Raw genomic sequence first — 16,074 nt, 5'->3', positions numbered from 1 at the left:
GTTAGAGCGAGAGCCGTGGATACGATTAAACGCGACACGCTCTAGGGCTGCGACAACCTTCAATGACTGTCTGAAAATGTTCTGATCGGGGCGGCATCATCAGACAACAGCCATCGGGACGAATGGTTTATGAAAGTGGATTACTACGAAACGCTCGGCGTTGTCAGAACTGCGGATGATAAGGTTATTAAAACGGCCTATCGCAAACTGGCAATGCAATATCATCCGGATCGCAATCCGAATGATGCGGAAGCAGAGCGCAAATTTCTTGAGCTGGGCGAAGCCTATGACGTGCTGAAAGACCCGCAAAAACGTGCGGCCTATGACCGTTTCGGTCATGCAGCCTTTGAAAATGGCGGCGGCGGTGCCGGCGGATTTGGTGGCTTTGGCGGCGGCGGTTTTGGTGCCGGTGGCTTTGCTGATATTTTCGAGGATATTTTCGGCGATGTTATGGGCGGCGGTCGCAACCGTCGCTCCGGCGGCCGTGAGCGCGGTGCCGATCTGCGCTATAATATGGAAGTAACGCTCGAAGAAGCCTATGCCGGGAAAACGGCACAGATCAGTGTTCCGGGTTCTATTTCCTGTGAGGAATGCACGGGGACCGGTGCCAAGAAAGGCACACAGCCGGTTACCTGTACAACTTGCGGCGGCGCCGGTCGTGTGCGCGTGGCGCAGGGCTTTTTCTCTGTGGAGCGTACCTGTCACACCTGTAACGGCCGTGGCCAGATGATTAAAGATCCGTGCCCGAAATGTGACGGTGCGGGACGTATCAGTCAGGAACGCAATCTGTCGGTCAATATTCCGGCAGGGATTGAAGACGGCACACGCATTCGCCTTACCGGTGAAGGTGAAGCCGGTACACGCGGCGGACCGAGCGGCGATCTTTATATTTTCCTGTCGATCAAGCCGCATGAATTCTTCCAGCGCGACGGATCAGACCTTTATTGCAAAGTGCCGATCTCGATGGCGACAGCCGCTCTGGGCGGTCAGTTTGAAGTGGCAACGCTTGATGGTACGCAGACCCGTGTGAAAGTGCCGGAAGGCACCCAGAACGGCAAACAGTTCCGCCTCAAGGGTAAGGGCATGCCGGTGCTGCGCCAGCAGACAACGGGTGATCTCTATATCCAGATTGCGATTGAAACACCGCAGAATCTGAGCAAGCGTCAGCGTGAATTGCTCGAAGAGTTTGAGCAGATTTCGTCAAAGGAAAACAGCCCGCAATCGACCGGCTTTTTCTCGCGGATGAAAGAATTCTTTGAAGGTATCCGCGATTAGAGCTTTAAAATTATGCTCTGAGCGCTTTTATTGCAGAAAATAACCGGAGCGGCATTTGTATTTCATGTAAATGCCGCTTTTTTTATGCGCCCTATTTTATGGGGCTCACGAAGAAAAATATCATCTCTCTCCGTTTTTGCCTTGCTTCCGCCGCGAAACGCGGCAATTCTTTGTCTGCTGGCGACATATGGGAGTATTTGATGGCTGGGCTGATACCAAAGAAACTTGCACAAAAATTCGATGAAGAGATTCGCTTCTTCAAAGGCTGGATCGATAAGCCGAAAGCTGTCGGTGCCATCCTGCCGACAAGTGGTGTTACAGCACGCCGCATGGCCAGCATTGTTAACCCGTCATCGGGGCTGCCGGTTCTGGAACTGGGACCCGGCACCGGTGTGATTACCAAAGCCATTCTTGAGCGCGGAATTGAGCCGCAGAACCTGTATTCAGTTGAATATTCGGCTGAGTTTTTCCACCATTTGCAGAGCACTTATGCAGGTGTGAACTTCCTGCAGGGCGATGCCTTTGATCTTGATAATGTGCTTGGTGAAGCGCGGGATCAGCAGTTTGACAGCGTGATTTCCGCTGTGCCGCTGCTTAATTTCCCGATGGAAAAACGACTGGCATTTCTTGGCGATTTGCTGACCCGTATTCCTGCCGGCCGTCCGGTGATGCAGATTTCTTACGGGCCGGTTTCACCGCTGCCGGTCGGGCGCGGTGCCTATAGTGTCGAAGGTTTCGATTTTATTCTGCGCAATTTGCCGCCTGCGCGCCTGTGGGTTTATCGCCGGATTCTGGTATAGCTTACGACCAACCGTAGAATGCAGCACAGAACGCCGTATCAGAATGTTGATGCGGCGTTGCTTTTTTATATGCGGCGCTAAATAGTGATGTTCTGACTATTTGTTTTGCCGTCATTGAAAGGATCAGCCCTATGTCCTCAGTTCTCGTTTTTGCCGGATCCACCCGTAAAAATGCCTATAGCGGTCAGCTTGCCGGAGCTGCCGTGCAGGAACTGACGCGGCAGGGCGCAGACGTAACCTATATTTCGCTCAAAGATTATCCGTTGCCGATTATGGATCAGGATCTGGAAGCGGAAGAGGGCATTCCGGAAAATGCTTATAAGCTTGCACGGTTGTTTGCGGCGCATAAAGGCCTGCTGATTGCTTCGCCTGAATATAATTCCTCAATCCCGCCTTTGCTGAAAAACACGCTGGATTGGATCAGCCGCATTCATGAAGATGGTGGTAAGCCGTATCAGCCGACATCGCATCTGACGGTGGCACTGTGTTCGTCTTCACCAGGCGGATTTGGCGGTATGCGCGGTCTGTATCATCTGCGCTCGGTTATGATGATGCTCAATACCCAGATTATTTCCGAACAATGTTCTGTTCCCCATGCCCATCAGGCATTCAATGAAGACGGCGCTTTGCGCGATGAACGCACGGCGCAGACCCTTGCCCGTGTCTGTCGCAGCCTTATCAGCAAGATCTGATCTTTTCACTCAGCGCTTGTTGTGCGATGAGGGATAAATTTCAGATCAGAATGAAGTGCGGAGACAGATGATGGATGTGAGCAGCGTGCGCGACCGGTTGATCGTTGGCCTTGATGTGCCGGATGTAATTGCAGCGGAAAAGATCGTTGAGGAACTTGGCGATACGGTTTCGTTCTATAAAATCGGTTACCAGCTGGTGTTTTCGCAAACGGCAAAGGGTGGCGGTCTGGATTTTGCTTCACGCCTGCTTTCAATGGGCAAAAAAGTCTTTCTTGATGTGAAACTGCTCGATATCGACAATACAATCGCCAAAGGCGTGGAAAATATCGCCAAGCGCGGTGTGACCATGATGACGCTGCACGCCTATCCGAAGGCGATGCGTGCCGCTGTGGAAGCTGCCAAAGGCTCAGACCTCTGCCTGCTTGGTGTGACTGTGCTGACCTCAATGGATCAGGCGGATATGCTGGAGGCCGGTTACACTATGTCACCGGAAGAACTGGTGTTGCGTCGTGCACAGCAGGCACGTGATGCAGGTATGGGCGGTATTGTAGCCTCTGCCGCTGAGTCGGCCGCTATCCGTAAAATAGTCGGGCCGGATATGGCGATTGTCACGCCGGGTATCCGTCCTGCGGGCAGTGAAGCCGGTGACCAGAAACGTGTGATGACACCGGCAGATGCACTTCGCGCCGGTTCGAGCCATCTGGTTGTGGCGCGTCCGATTGTCGGTGCTGCAGATCGTAAAGCGGCGGCACAGAGCATTCTGGAAGAAATGGCTGCGGCTGTGTGAAAATCATGAATGGGAGTAAATGATGACGAAAGCTTACTGGATTGCCCGTGTCGATGTGCGTGATGCTGAGCGTTACAAAGATTATATCAGCACAGCCAAGCCCGCTTTTGAGCGCTTCGGTGCCAATTTCATTGCGCGTGGCGGCGCTGCCCATGCGGTAGAAGGGCAGGGACGCGCGCGTAATGTCATCATTGAATTCCCGAGCATGCAGCATGCATTGGATTGTTATAATTCACCGGAATATCAGGCAGCTGTGGCAATTCGTCAGACTGTTGCCGATGGTGAGGTTATAATTGTTGAAGGCAATGCAGCCTGATCACATTAATGTAGTTAGCATTATAAATACCGGCCTTTACTGGCCGGTATTTTGTATTAAATATGCGTAGCAGTTACTGAAATTATGAGACAGAGGGCACCATGGCTTTGAAAATTGCGGTTCAGATGGACCATATCAATTCCATTCGTATCGCGGGTGATACCAGCTTTGCTTTGTGCCTTGCGGCAGCAGAGCGTGGCCATGAGCTTTATCATTACACACCGGATCGCCTGTCGATGCGTGATGGTGTTGTCAGCGCGGCTCTGGAGCCGTTGCAGGTGCGTGATATTGAAGGCGATCATTTCACACTCGGTGAAGCCGTGCATACGGATTTGTCGGAAATGGACGTTATCCTGCTGCGTCAGGATCCGCCTTTTGACATGAACTATATCACCACAACCCATCTTCTGGAGCGTATTCATCCGAAGACATTGGTGGTGAATGATCCGGCATGGGTGCGTAACAGCCCTGAGAAAATCTTTGTCACAGAATTTCCGGATCTGATGCCGGAAACACTGATTACTAAAGACTTGCAGGAAGTGCTCAAATTCCGCAGGGAATTCGGCGATATCATCATCAAGCCGCTTTATGGCAATGGCGGCGCAGGCGTGTTCCATCTGACGACAGATGACCGCAATCTGACATCATTGCTGGAAATGTTCGAGCAGATGTATCGCGAGCCGTTTATTGCCCAGCGTTATCTGAAAGATGTGCGCTCCGGCGATAAGCGTATCATCCTCATTGACGGTGAGCCGGTGGGGGCAATCAACCGTGTACCTGCGGAGAGTGATGCCCGTTCCAATATGCATGTCGGCGGTCGTGCTGAAGCGACTGATCTGACAGAGCGCGAGAAAGAAATCTGCGCGCGTATCGGACCATCGCTGAAAGAACGCGGCTTTATTCTGGTCGGTATTGATGTGATCGGTGATTACATGACCGAGATTAACGTGACTTCACCAACCGGTATCCGCGAGATTAAACGCTTCGGCGGTGCGGATATTGCGCAATTGTTCTGGGATGTGGTTGAAGCCAAGCGCGCTTAAATTTCATCTTTATAACTAATTGATATAATTAATAAAACACCGGAAACTCATTTGCAGTTCCGGTGTTTTTGTTTGTTGATGTTGCGCATTTCCCCTGCTTAAAATGATATATCGGGTGGGGGCATGAAATGATTGCACGGGTCAGTACAGTTGCTTTTCAGGGCATAGAGGCCAAGCTTGTTGATGTGCAGGTAATGGCTGCACCGGGCAAGATGAGCATGTCGATTGTCGGCTTGCCGGATAAAGCTGTGGCTGAGAGCCGTGAGCGGGTGCAGGCGGCACTCCATGCCTCCGGCCTGTCAATGCCGGTGAAGAAAGTGACCATCAATCTGGCACCGGCGGATTTGCCCAAAGAAGGCTCGCATTATGATCTGCCGATTGCCATGGGGCTGATGGTAGCGGTCGGTGCGCTACCGGAAGATTGTCTGCAATCCTTTGTCGTGCTCGGAGAACTGGCGCTGGATGGCACAATCGCGCCGGTTGCCGGTGTGCTACCCGCAGCGATAACCGCCAATATGCATGATCTGGGATTGATCTGCCCGCAGGCTTGCGGGGCGGAGGCCGCATGGGCGGATGCGGACATGCCGATCCTCAATCCACGCAGTCTGATCGCATTGGCCAATCATTTTCGTGGCTCACAGGTATTGTCCCGTCCGCAACCGGCCATACAAAGCTTTTCGGAGGGGCTGGAGATGTTTCCTGATCTGGCGGATGTGAAGGGGCAGGAGACGGCTAAGCGTGCTCTGGAAGTGGCCGCTGCGGGCAACCATAATTTGCTGTTCGTCGGTCCTCCGGGTTCGGGCAAATCGATGCTGGCGCAGCGCCTGCCAGGGATATTGCCGCCCTTGTCGCCGCGGGAGATGCTCGATGTCTCAATGATTGCCTCAGTTTCCGGCACGTTATCCGGCGGCAGGCTCACAGACCGGCGGCCGTTTCGCAGCCCGCATCATTCGGCATCAATGGCGGCAATGGTTGGCGGCGGGCATAAAGCCAAGCCCGGCGAGATATCTATGGCTCATCACGGGGTGCTGTTTCTTGATGAATTACCGGAGTTTTCTCCGCAGGTGCTGGATTCGATGCGTCAGCCCTTGGAAACAGGTGAATGTATGATCGCCCGTGCCAATCATCGCATCAGCTATCCGGCACGGTTTCAGCTGGTAGCGGCGATGAACCCGTGCAAATGCGGTATGGCGGGAGAACCGGGCTTTACTTGTGCGCGGGGGCCGCGTTGTCGCAGCGATTATCAGGCGCGGATATCAGGGCCATTGCTGGATCGTATTGATCTGCGTGTGGACGTAGCGGCGCTTAAACCTTCAGATTTGATCTTAACGGGGCCGGCGGAAAGCAGCGCTTCCGTTGCACAACGTGTGGCGCAGGCGCGGCAAATCCAGCAGGCGCGTTACAGGCAATCAGGTATGGCGCATATTATGACCAATGCGGCCTGTCCGCCCAATATTCTTGAGGAGGTAGCCGCAGTCAGCAATGACGGACGCAGATTGCTTTATGATGTGAGTGAGAAATTGCGACTGTCAGCGCGTGCCTATCATCGTGTTTTGAAAGTCGCACGTACGCTGGCTGATCTTGATGCGGTGGCGCATGTGGAGCGCACACATGTGGCTGAGGCTGTTTCCTATCGCACATCGACGGAAATGCTTAGTGCCTGACCAGGTCGTTTATATTACGCTGCTGGCTTATTTAACAGCCCCGACAACCAGATTGCCCGGAGTTTCAATGGAAACCCAGCGACCGGTATGGTTCGCAGCCTGACGCTTGAGATAGGTATAATCGGTTTCCTGCCAGTTTTTCACGGCATCGGTCAGATTATCGAGAATGAAATCACCGCGATCTGTACGCACGGTCAGAACCGCATGACCTTCACCGTCCGGCTTACGCAGAACAGTGATGAGCAATGAACTCAGCGGAATACCGGCTTTGGCCAGTTCACGGCGCTTGAGCAGGACATATTCTTCACAATCGCCGACAGTAGTCGAATAAGTCCAGTATTCTTCCACGCCATAGATTTCCATATCAGTCATTGGCTGGATCAGCGCGTTGACTTCAATATTGACCTGAACAATTTTCGCCCATGTTGCCTGATCGAGCTTGACCGGCGCTGTCTGCGCAGAAGTAACATTGCATTCGGTTGGCAGTCGTTTGCAGAATTCGTAATGACCGATTGGCTGTGATGTCAAACCGCCGGTTGCCATGAACGGGCTGCCTGTCTGGGCTGCAAGTGCTGATGAGCCAAACGCCAATACCAAACTTGCTACCAAGCCTGCGGCTGACAGTGTCAGATTTTTAAATTTTACAAAACTGAACATACACAACGCCTCAGCCACAGCTACTTATTAACGAAATGTTAATATCGGTAACAGGTAAGAGTCAATTGTGCGGGGCGCGCTGCGCCCGAGTTTGTTAAGAAATGGTTAACAAGCATTAAGGGGCAGTTTTGCCCCTTTAATATTCCCGAAAAAGCGGAAACCGGTTTGCGACCGGAAATGCGTGAAAGCAAACAGGCAGAGCATTTCCGGTGTTTCAGGATGAACAGGAAATGCTTCGGCGTTGATTACAGCTTGTTGTAGCAAACCTTGGTATGGCCTGCGCCGACAAAGCCGAGTTTTTGCGCTGCGCCTTTGGAAAGATCCAGAACACGGCCTTTGATGAACGGGCCGCGGTCGTTAATCCGTACCACGAGCGATTTTCCGTTGTTCTGATTGGTCACACGGACTTTGCTGCCGAGCGGCAGGGTGCGGTGTGCGGCAGTCATACCTGCCGGATTCATGCGTTCACCTGATGCGGTTTTTGATGTCAGTGCATACCAGGAGGCGCGGCCGCAATTGGCAGCAGCAGCTTCAGCCTGACTGCTGGAAAAAGCAGAAATTAAAAAGACAGCGGCGGAAAATGCAAAGAGGGCAGGCAGGCGCTTGGTGCGGATCGTCGTCATAGGTCGTACCGGTGTCAGCAGCCGGAGGTTGTACAATCAGTGTACAAAATATCGGGCGCGACGGTTGTGTCAGAGCGCGGGCGCAGAATGCTGATAAATTGCAGTCAGTCATCCGGTCTGTCGTTATCAATAATCTGAAGTAACAGAAGTTCAGGCGCTCAACTGCAATGTAAATGTGGCGCTGAAATGGTCGCAAATGGAATATATTTTGGATTGAATTTTAGGTTAACAATCTGTAAAATTTCGTTATATTGAGTATATATTATGAGTTAAGACTTTTATATTTTCAAGTTTGTCTTTTATGAATCGAAAATGTATTTGTCATTATTTATTTTTATGGAAATATGACTCTGCGTCTGATCGCATTTCAAGAACTGGACATGTTTATTTTCGGATTCAAGACTGAGTCCAAGGGGCGGCCGGTACAATCTGTGTTTGCAGGCCAAGTTTAAAAAGCTTTCCGCCAAGGTGTAAATATTGTGGCGAAATTGTGATTTTGGCCGGTGATCACGTTTTTGAAAGCTGATTGCTTGTCTCACCTTTTGGGTTTAGAGCTTAATACAGGCGTTTTTGGATGCACAATAAGACCGGCAGGCAGAATCGGGGAGGATGGTTTTGCTGCTGAAAAACGTGCAAACTCAGCCGGAAAACGTTGATAAGCAAACGTTGGCAGGCAAAAGCCGGAACAGAAGATTATATCGGATCGTATTATGTCGCTTCCTCCATCGGATCATTCCCAGAGCAGGCCTGAGCTAAAGCCGGTCACGACACCGGAGAGCGTGCAGCAAGAGCAGACGCCTGCTCAAGCGGTTGTTCTGTCCGGTCCGCAACGCTTTCTTTATCTGTGTCTCGGTTTTCTGATGCTGGGATTGGGGATTATCGGTGCAATTCTGCCGGTGATGCCGACGACAATCTTCATTATTCTGGCAGCATGGTTTTTTGCCCGCTCATCACCCAAGCTTGAAAAGCGCATTCTGGCACATCCGCAATTCGGTCCGCTGGTGATTAAATGGCGGGATCGCGGGGCGATTCCGCGTCGTGCCAAGAAATTCGCTTGCGGCGGTATGATGATCGGCTATGCGATTTTTCTCTGGAGCGCCCAGCCCGGATTATATTTAGGCGCAGGCGTTGCGCTTTTTATGTTGGCTTGTGCTTACTATGTGGTATCCCGACCAGAGGAGTAAAATCCGGCGCTGAGGGTGTTGCCGGATTCAATTATCTGGGAGCCTATTATGAGTGACAATGCTGCGCCGCGGATTAATCCGGCAGTTTCTGCTTTATCATTACCGCCAATTCCCGCTGTCAAAGCATGGGCGCAGGCCTATGACGGTGCTTTGGGACCGTTGATTGATTTGTCACAGGCTGTGCCGGGCTATCCGCCCCATGATGAAATGCTGCGCCTTTCCGGTGAAGCGGCATCCTCTAAAGCTTTTGCCAATTACGGGCCGATTGAAGGTCTGCCGGCGCTGCGTGAAGCCTATGCCGCGCATGTCAGCCAGCTTTATAAAGCCAAACTCGATGCAGCGCAGGTGCAGATTACTGCCGGTTGCAATCAGGCTTTTATCGCAGCCGTCATGGCGCTGGCTGGTGCCGGTGATACGGTGATGCTGAGCAATCCGCTCTATTTCAACCATGAAACTTCGCTGGCGATGCTCGGTATCAAGCTGGAGCTGATGCCATGCCGTGCGCAGAACGGTTTTGTGCCTGATCCGCAGGAACTGAAACAGGTTCTGCATGCCGGTATTAAAGTTCTGGCGCTGGTCACGCCGAATAATCCGACTGGTGCTGTTTATTCAGCAGATGTGCTGAAGCAGATTTATGAGATTTGCCGCGCCAATAGCACATGGTTGATTCTCGATGAGACCTATCGCGATTTTCTCGAAGATGCCGATGCCGTGCCACATCATTTGTTCGATGAGGCTGACTGGAATGATTATCTGATCCAGCTTTACAGCTTTTCCAAATCCTTCTGTATTCCGGGGCATCGCCTTGGTGCAATTATTGCGGCGGAAGCTGTGATTGGCGAGATTGCTAAGATCATGGACAATCTGCAGATTTGTGCGCCTTTGCCGCCGCAGGCCGCAATTGCGCAGGCGATTGAACCGCTGACTGAATGGCGCAATGAAAACCGCCGCGAAATTGCGCATCGGGCACAGGCTTTGCGTAGTGCAATTGCGCAAATGGAAGGCTGGGAAGCCATTTCCGTAGGCGCCTATTTCGCCTTTGTCCGCCATCCATTCAAAGGAGTGGAATCTGCGGCTGTGTCAGAGAAACTGGCAAAGACCTGCGGGATTATCACCATTCCCGGCGCTTATTTTGGTGCAGGGCAACAGGACTTCCTGCGCTTTGCCTTTGCCAATGTGGATGCGGAAACCATTACGAAACTGCCGGAACGTGTAGCTGCGCTGCGGTTTTAACTGCTGTTCATTGTGCCGCATATAACCATCTGGCGCTTAAGCTGATTCTTCCCCTATAGTGGCAGACGGTCTGCTGCATATCGGGGAGGAATGCATGTTTGAACTGGCAATCGCGTGGGACTGGCTTGGCTTTGCTGCCCGCTGGCTCCACGTTATCACCGCAATTGCGTGGATCGGCTCATCTTTCTATTTCATTGCTCTTGATCTGGGCTTGCGCAAAGCGCCCGATCTGCCGCCCGGTGCCTATGGTGAGGAATGGCAGGTTCACGGTGGCGGTTTCTATCACATTCAGAAATATCTGGTGGCACCGTCGCGGATGCCGGAAGACCTGATCTGGTTCAAATGGGAATCCTATGCCACGTGGCTGTCAGGCTTTGCGCTTTTGGCCATTGTCTATTACGGCAGTGCTGATCTCTATCTGATTGATCCGCAGGTGCTGAATGTCTCCCGCACCACGGCGATCATCATTTCACTGGCTTCCATTGCCGGTGGCTGGATCATTTATGATCTGTTGTGCAAATCTCCGCTCGGGCGCAATACCACCCAATTGATGGTGATCCTCTATTTTGTGCTGGTTCTTATGGCATGGGGCTATACGCAGCTGTTTACCGGACGCGCGGCCTTCCTGCATCTGGGCGCTTTCACCGCCACCATCATGTCCGCGAATGTGTTCATGATTATCATTCCGAACCAGAAGAAAGTGGTCGCGGATCTGATTGCCGGACGCACACCTGACCCCAAATATGGCGTGATCGCCAAGCAGCGTTCCACCCATAATAACTATCTGACGCTGCCGGTTATCTTCCTGATGTTGTCGAACCATAATCCTCTGGCATTCGGCACGAAATATAACTGGATTATTGCATCGCTGGTGTTTCTGATGGGGGTAACAATCCGCCATTGGTTCAATACCCGTCACGCGCGCAAAGGCAGTCCGACTTGGACATGGCTGGCAACTGTTCTGTTGTTTATCGTGATTATGTGGCTTTCCACCGAGCCGAAACAGCTGGATAATGCCGGAGAGGCGCAAGCCTCGACACTCCAGCAAAAATACATCAATACGCCGGAATTTGCGACGGTGCGCGATACGGTTTTGGGGCGTTGTTCCATGTGCCATACGGCGGAGCCGTCATGGGAGGGTATTCTGGTACCACCAAAGGGTGTCATTCTCGACAGTGATGTTGCGATCGCTGCCCATGCCAAAGAAATCTATCTCAATGCAGCGCGCTCCCATGCCATGCCGCCTGCCAATCTCACCGGTATGAGTGCGGAGGAGCGTCTGTTGTTGCGGCGCTGGTATGAGACCGCTTCAGCTTCTAAACCCTGATCAAAACGATGTTGTAATATTGATTATTTCTGCTTTTCAGCGAGGGTATTTTCATGTCTGTGAATATGACACAAAAGTATAATCAGCGTCTTATCCGCGGGCGTGTTCTGAGTTTTATCAATGAACCGCAGGATATCAGCGATACAGCGTCTTATATCTATCATGAAGACGGCGCACTGCTTGTTGAAGACGGGTTAATTAAAGCCGTCGGTGATTATGCGACCGTTGCGGCACAAAAATCAGCGGACACACCGGAAACCGATCATCGCCCGCATCTGATCCTGCCCGGTTTTATTGATACACATATCCATTTCCCGCAAAGCCAAGTGGTTGCGTCTTACGCGGCAGAACTGCTGGACTGGCTCAATGATTATACTTTTATCGAAGAGCAGAAATATGCTGATGAGCAATTCGGTGAGCATATTGCCGAACGCTTTATTGATGAATTATTGCGTCACGGCACCACGACTGTTGTGGCCTATGGTTCTGTGCACCCGCAAAGTGTGGATGTATTTTTTCGCGCCAGTGAGCGGCTGAATATGCGCAACATTGCCGGTAAGGTGATGATGGATCGCAATGCACCTGCCGCTTTGTGCGATACGGCACAATCTTCCTATGATGACAGTAAGGCGCTGATTGCCCGCTGGCGTGGCAAAGGGCGGTTGGATTATGCGATTACGCCGCGTTTTGCGATTACTTCAACACCGGCGCAGCTTGAGGCGGCGCAGGCTTTGGTGCGTGAGCATCCGGAATGTTACGTACAGACCCATCTGTCTGAGAACCATGCCGAGATTGAATTTACCTGTTCGCTCTATCCCGATGCACCGGATTATACCGGCATTTATGAGCATTATGGCCTGCTCGGAGATAAGACCTTGCTCGGGCATTCCATTCATTTGTCTGAGCGGGAAGTGAAGGTGCTGGCTGATAGCCGGTCTGTGGCGGTGTTCTGCCCGACTTCCAATCTGTTTCTCGGCAGCGGCTTGTTTGACCGCGACGGTTTGCGTGATGCCGGTGTGCGTATTGGCGTAGCCACAGACATTGGCGGCGGCACCAGCTGGTCGATGCTGAAAACGCTGGATGAGGGCTATAAAGTGCTGCAATTGCGTGGCCAGCGGCTCAATCCGCTCAGTTCATTCTATATGATGACTTTGGGCAATGCGCGGGCACTGTCGATGGAAGACAGGATCGGTACGCTGGATGCGGGTACAGAAGCGGATTTCGTGATTTTGGACAGTCGTGCCACATCTGCGATGCGGCTGCGTATGGATGCGGGTTCCAATTTGGCGCAGGAATTGTTCCTGTTGCAGACACTCGGGGATGACCGTGCGATTGTGGAAACCTATGTGGCTGGTCACCCTGTAAAAGCAGTTTAAAGAAAACCGGCCGGAAAGTGATTTCCGGCCGGCTCATTATTCTCAATCTTCGTGGATCAGGCTGTGATCACGGGTTTCTTTCATGCGGATATAGATAATCAGCGAAAGACCGATCATGATTGTCACATACCAGAAGAACCATGTTTCATAGCCGGAGAGTTTGAATTTCAGCGCTACCCATTCAGCGGTACCACCGAAAATCGTATTGGCCAGCGCATAAGGCAGAGCAACGCCAAGCGCACGGATATGTGCAGGGAACATTTCTGCCTTCACCACCGCATTGATCGAGGTGTAACCGGTCACGATAATCAGACCTGCCAGCGACAAACCGAAAGCCACATATGGATTGGTTGTTGTCGAGAGGGTGGAGAAGATCGGATAGGTAAACAGCACGCCCATCACGCCGAAACCGATCATCAGCGGCTTGCGGCCAACGCGGTCGGAAAGCGCGCCGGCCAGCGGCTGGATCAGCATGAAGATCAGCAGCGCGAGCGCCGTGATTTCACTGGCGGATTCCTTGCTGAAACCGGAAGTGTTGACGAGGAATTTCTGCAGATAGGTTGTGTATGTGTAGAATGCCAGCGTACCACCGGCTGTCAGTGCCAGAACGGTGAAGGCTTCTTTCGGATAATGCTTGAACAGGGCAAAACCGCTGGAGCGTGGCTTGTCGCTGGTTTTGGCATTATCGAATGATTTTGTTTCCACAAGACCACGGCGAACCCAGAATACGAAGATCGCCAGCAGACCGCCGATGAAGAACGGAATACGCCAGCCCCATTCACCGAGCTGTTCCGGTGTGAGAAGACGCTGAAGGATCAGCAATACACCAAGTGCGGTCAGCTGACCGGCAATCAGGGTCACATATTGGAAGCTGGAGAAGAAACCGCGACGGCTTTTGCCAGCCATCTCGCTCAAATAAGTGGCGCTGGCGCCATATTCACCACCCACACTCAGACCCTGCAACAGGCGGGCAAAAACCAGCAATGCCGGAGCCATAACGCCAATTGTTTCATAGGCCGGTGTCACTGCAATAATCAGCGAGCCGATACACATCAGCGTAACAGAAAGGGTCAGACCGGCTTTGCGGCCTTTGCGGTCGGCATAAATACCCATGATCCATGCGCCGATCGGGCGCATCAGGAAGCCGACTGCAAACACGGCAGCAGCACTCAGAAGCTCGGCTGTCTGGTTGCCTGACGGGAAGAATTTAGGCGCAAAATAAAGCGTAAAAGCAGCATAGACATACCAGTCATACCACTCAACAAGATTACCGGCAGAACCGCCGAGAATAGATTTTATGCGGGTTTTTCGGTCGAGCTCCGGCGCCGGCGAATGAGCCGGTGAAGCATTGTCTTTAGGCGACATTTCAAATCCAATCTTACACCAAAAAGCAAAACCGGATTTTGCAAAGCGAAATATCGGCCTGAGAAACTGAAAACGGAAACGTCTTGGGAGACACGTTTATCCGTTCTGTTTCAGGCGATACGCTTTATCCGGTGTTGCCGTTCTCTAAAAAGGAAACGAAAAACACTCTGCTGCCGCAGATATTATCCGGCGCACAGAGCCAGACCATGTGTTTAACTACAGCCTGACTGATCGGGAGATGCAGCCTGAAAAATGCCTGAACAGAGAGGTTCTTTGACTTTAACGTAAACGGCCTATGCCGATAAATCGGTTTTGTCTACTGGCTGGCGGGCAATTTATGAGGCATTGGCTTGTATTCTTTAAATGCTTGAAAGTTTCGTGCGTATGAGAGTTTTAAAATGTTATAAAATTGCATCTGCAAAGCTGCTGATAAGAATAGATACGGGCCATTGTTGAAATCGAAACAGCTCTCTTGCTTTCTTCAAAAGAAACAGTAACGTCGCGCTCGCAACAGAGCCTTATGTTTCAGACTATGCTTTGGTGCCGATAATTGATCTGACGTCACATGCTGAATGTGAAGGGGGCTGAGTGTGGGGAGCGCCAGTCTGCCGGAATACTCTCCGAAAACCCGCACATTTATGGCCCCATATTTTTAAGGCCAGGCACCTTTACGGCAGTGACAATATGAATACGCAAACGCATAATCTCCGCGCAGCTTTGATCGCCTTTATTGCTTTCACAGCATTTTCAGGGGCGGATACAATTGTCAAAACACTGAGCGCCCGCATCGGTGTTTATGAGACAACATTTTTGCTGTCCGTTTTTGCTCTGTCCTTCATTGTTGTTCATGGCTGTCTCAGCGGGCAGGCAAAGCGTTTGCTGCCGGTTTATCCAAAACTGGCCTTTGGCCGTGCGTTGTTGTTGTCGATGAATACGCTGCTGATCTATTATGCGTTTTCGGCTTTGCCGCTGGCTGAAGCCTATGTTTTGGGCTTTTTGTCCCCGATTTTTGTCGCGATTGTCGCTTTTATCATGGTGGGAGAGCGCCTCTCCTTGCGGGGCTGGTTCGGCGTTCTTCTCGGCTTCGCCGGTGTGATCTGGATTTTGCAGCCGGGCGCGGCACCATTGTCTGCGGGGCATCTGGCCGCTTTGGGTTCGGCATTGTTTTTCGCCATTGCGCAGGTTTTGCTGCGCCGTGCCAAAAGCGATGAGTCCGATAAGGCGCTGGTTGTTGCTCTGCTGATTGTCCAGTCCTGTTTTGCCGGATTGCTGGCGCTTTATAACGGCCTGATTACACCGCAGTGGCAGGATCTGGGGCTGGCGCTTCTCGGCGGCGGGCTGATTGCTTTTGCGCAGACGATGATTGTTAAAGCGTTCCGTCTGGGATCTGCCGCGATTGTTGCGCCCGTTCAATATAGCCAGATTATCTGGGGACTGTTCTATGGGGCATTACTGTTTAACGCTCCGGTGGAAATTCACATGCTGGCCGGTGCTGTCGTCATCCTGATTTCCGGCTGGCTGGTGCTGAATTAAGATATGCTTTTGCTTTGAACCAGCCGGATCATGCCGGCTGGCGGACTATATTTATCGCTTTATATTGACGGCATTGCTGTCTCCCTTAATTTACCGGCATAGCGGGAATAATCCGCATAGGAATGAGGGGGAGGCGGATGCAGATGCCGCATGATAATAAGACGTCGATATCCGATGCTGAAAATGAGCTGATTTATCC

General features: G+C 51.9%; 14 protein-coding genes and 1 pseudogene. 12 read left to right on the top strand and 3 right to left on the bottom strand.

The genetic code is table 11. The features are described 5' to 3' along the window. The first annotated feature begins 129 nt into the window (after window positions 1–129). From dnaJ to F7P81_RS05520, 7 genes are all read left to right on the top strand, one after another. Complete coding sequence (gene dnaJ / locus F7P81_RS05550) at window positions 130–1,275, top strand: molecular chaperone DnaJ (protein WP_022709399.1); 1,146 nt, start codon at window positions 130–132, stop codon at window positions 1,273–1,275. 200 nt (window positions 1,276–1,475) lie between these two features. Beyond that, window positions 1,476–2,075, top strand: a complete 600-nt coding sequence (gene pmtA, locus F7P81_RS05545; protein WP_028233481.1) for a phospholipid N-methyltransferase PmtA — start codon at window positions 1,476–1,478, stop codon at window positions 2,073–2,075. Window positions 2,076–2,206: 131 nt separating this feature from the next. Then, window positions 2,207–2,767, top strand: coding sequence for an NADPH-dependent FMN reductase (locus F7P81_RS05540; protein WP_151158806.1), 561 nt, complete (start codon window positions 2,207–2,209; stop codon window positions 2,765–2,767). A gap of 67 nt (window positions 2,768–2,834) precedes the next feature. Beyond that, window positions 2,835–3,554, top strand: coding sequence for an orotidine-5'-phosphate decarboxylase (gene pyrF / locus F7P81_RS05535; RefSeq protein WP_374828034.1), 720 nt, complete (start codon window positions 2,835–2,837; stop codon window positions 3,552–3,554). A gap of 22 nt (window positions 3,555–3,576) precedes the next feature. Continuing rightward, entirely contained in the window at window positions 3,577–3,870 is a 294-nt protein-coding gene (locus F7P81_RS05530; RefSeq protein ID WP_028233483.1) for a DUF1330 domain-containing protein, read from the top strand. A gap of 101 nt (window positions 3,871–3,971) precedes the next feature. Continuing rightward, on the top strand, window positions 3,972–4,913 hold the full coding sequence (gene gshB / locus F7P81_RS05525; protein ID WP_151158805.1) for a glutathione synthase: 942 nt from the start codon (window positions 3,972–3,974) through the stop codon (window positions 4,911–4,913). A gap of 128 nt (window positions 4,914–5,041) precedes the next feature. Then, complete coding sequence (locus F7P81_RS05520; protein ID WP_151158804.1) at window positions 5,042–6,577, top strand: YifB family Mg chelatase-like AAA ATPase; 1,536 nt, start codon at window positions 5,042–5,044, stop codon at window positions 6,575–6,577. Window positions 6,578–6,604: 27 nt separating this feature from the next. Here F7P81_RS05520 and F7P81_RS05515 read toward each other — a convergent pair whose 3' ends face one another. After that, window positions 6,605–7,234, bottom strand: coding sequence for a transglutaminase-like cysteine peptidase (locus tag F7P81_RS05515; protein WP_151158803.1), 630 nt, complete (start codon window positions 7,232–7,234; stop codon window positions 6,605–6,607). Between the two features lie 245 nt (window positions 7,235–7,479). Then, window positions 7,480–7,767, bottom strand: a pseudogene (locus F7P81_RS05510) (septal ring lytic transglycosylase RlpA family protein); the annotation flags it as partial. An 800-nt stretch (window positions 7,768–8,567) separates the two neighbouring features. Between F7P81_RS05510 and F7P81_RS05505 the strand changes: the two are divergent. The 4 genes from F7P81_RS05505 (at window position 8,568) to guaD (ending at window position 12,977) form a co-directional block, all read left to right on the top strand. Beyond that, window positions 8,568–9,041: a YbaN family protein gene (locus F7P81_RS05505; protein ID WP_151158802.1), complete on the top strand. Its 474-nt coding sequence runs from the start codon at window positions 8,568–8,570 to the stop codon at window positions 9,039–9,041. Window positions 9,042–9,089: 48 nt separating this feature from the next. Further along, on the top strand, window positions 9,090–10,274 hold the full coding sequence (locus tag F7P81_RS05500) for an aminotransferase (RefSeq protein WP_151158801.1): 1,185 nt from the start codon (window positions 9,090–9,092) through the stop codon (window positions 10,272–10,274). Window positions 10,275–10,368: 94 nt separating this feature from the next. Further along, on the top strand, window positions 10,369–11,601 hold the full coding sequence (locus F7P81_RS05495) for a urate hydroxylase PuuD (RefSeq protein ID WP_151158800.1): 1,233 nt from the start codon (window positions 10,369–10,371) through the stop codon (window positions 11,599–11,601). Window positions 11,602–11,654: 53 nt separating this feature from the next. Continuing rightward, window positions 11,655–12,977, top strand: coding sequence for a guanine deaminase (guaD, locus tag F7P81_RS05490; RefSeq protein ID WP_246176035.1), 1,323 nt, complete (start codon window positions 11,655–11,657; stop codon window positions 12,975–12,977). 42 nt (window positions 12,978–13,019) lie between these two features. Here guaD and F7P81_RS05485 read toward each other — a convergent pair whose 3' ends face one another. Continuing rightward, a complete protein-coding gene (locus F7P81_RS05485; RefSeq protein ID WP_075653963.1) occupies window positions 13,020–14,342 on the bottom strand; it encodes an MFS transporter in 1,323 nt (440 codons plus the stop codon). 684 nt (window positions 14,343–15,026) lie between these two features. Between F7P81_RS05485 and F7P81_RS05480 the strand changes: the two genes are divergently transcribed. Beyond that, window positions 15,027–15,875 (top strand): DMT family transporter, encoded by an 849-nt coding sequence (locus F7P81_RS05480; protein ID WP_022709186.1) that lies wholly within the window; start codon window positions 15,027–15,029, stop codon window positions 15,873–15,875. Window positions 15,876–16,074: the final 199 nt, after the last annotated feature.

The organism is Pseudochrobactrum saccharolyticum (assembly GCF_008801715.1).
In the GTDB taxonomy this organism is placed as follows: domain Bacteria; phylum Pseudomonadota; class Alphaproteobacteria; order Rhizobiales; family Rhizobiaceae; genus Pseudochrobactrum; species Pseudochrobactrum saccharolyticum.
This window is presented reverse-complemented; position numbering and strand designations above follow the sequence as displayed.

Bases quoted from the DNA above. Each gene is read 5' to 3' on its own strand.
- dnaJ (WP_022709399.1), top strand. From the start codon at position 130: ATGAAAGTGGATTACTACGAAACGCTCGGCGTTGTCAGAACTGCGGAT.
- pmtA (WP_028233481.1), top strand. From the start codon at position 1,476: ATGGCTGGGCTGATACCAAAGAAACTTGCACAAAAATTCGATGAAGAG.
- F7P81_RS05540 (WP_151158806.1), top strand. From the start codon at position 2,207: ATGTCCTCAGTTCTCGTTTTTGCCGGATCCACCCGTAAAAATGCCTAT.
- pyrF (WP_374828034.1), top strand. From the start codon at position 2,835: ATGATGGATGTGAGCAGCGTGCGCGACCGGTTGATCGTTGGCCTTGAT.
- F7P81_RS05530 (WP_028233483.1), top strand. From the start codon at position 3,577: ATGACGAAAGCTTACTGGATTGCCCGTGTCGATGTGCGTGATGCTGAG.
- gshB (WP_151158805.1), top strand. From the start codon at position 3,972: ATGGCTTTGAAAATTGCGGTTCAGATGGACCATATCAATTCCATTCGT.
- F7P81_RS05520 (WP_151158804.1), top strand. From the start codon at position 5,042: ATGATTGCACGGGTCAGTACAGTTGCTTTTCAGGGCATAGAGGCCAAG.
- F7P81_RS05515 (WP_151158803.1), bottom strand. From the start codon at position 7,234: ATGTTCAGTTTTGTAAAATTTAAAAATCTGACACTGTCAGCCGCAGGC.
- F7P81_RS05505 (WP_151158802.1), top strand. From the start codon at position 8,568: ATGTCGCTTCCTCCATCGGATCATTCCCAGAGCAGGCCTGAGCTAAAG.
- F7P81_RS05500 (WP_151158801.1), top strand. From the start codon at position 9,090: ATGAGTGACAATGCTGCGCCGCGGATTAATCCGGCAGTTTCTGCTTTA.
- F7P81_RS05495 (WP_151158800.1), top strand. From the start codon at position 10,369: ATGTTTGAACTGGCAATCGCGTGGGACTGGCTTGGCTTTGCTGCCCGC.
- guaD (WP_246176035.1), top strand. From the start codon at position 11,655: ATGTCTGTGAATATGACACAAAAGTATAATCAGCGTCTTATCCGCGGG.
- F7P81_RS05485 (WP_075653963.1), bottom strand. From the start codon at position 14,342: ATGTCGCCTAAAGACAATGCTTCACCGGCTCATTCGCCGGCGCCGGAG.
- F7P81_RS05480 (WP_022709186.1), top strand. From the start codon at position 15,027: ATGAATACGCAAACGCATAATCTCCGCGCAGCTTTGATCGCCTTTATT.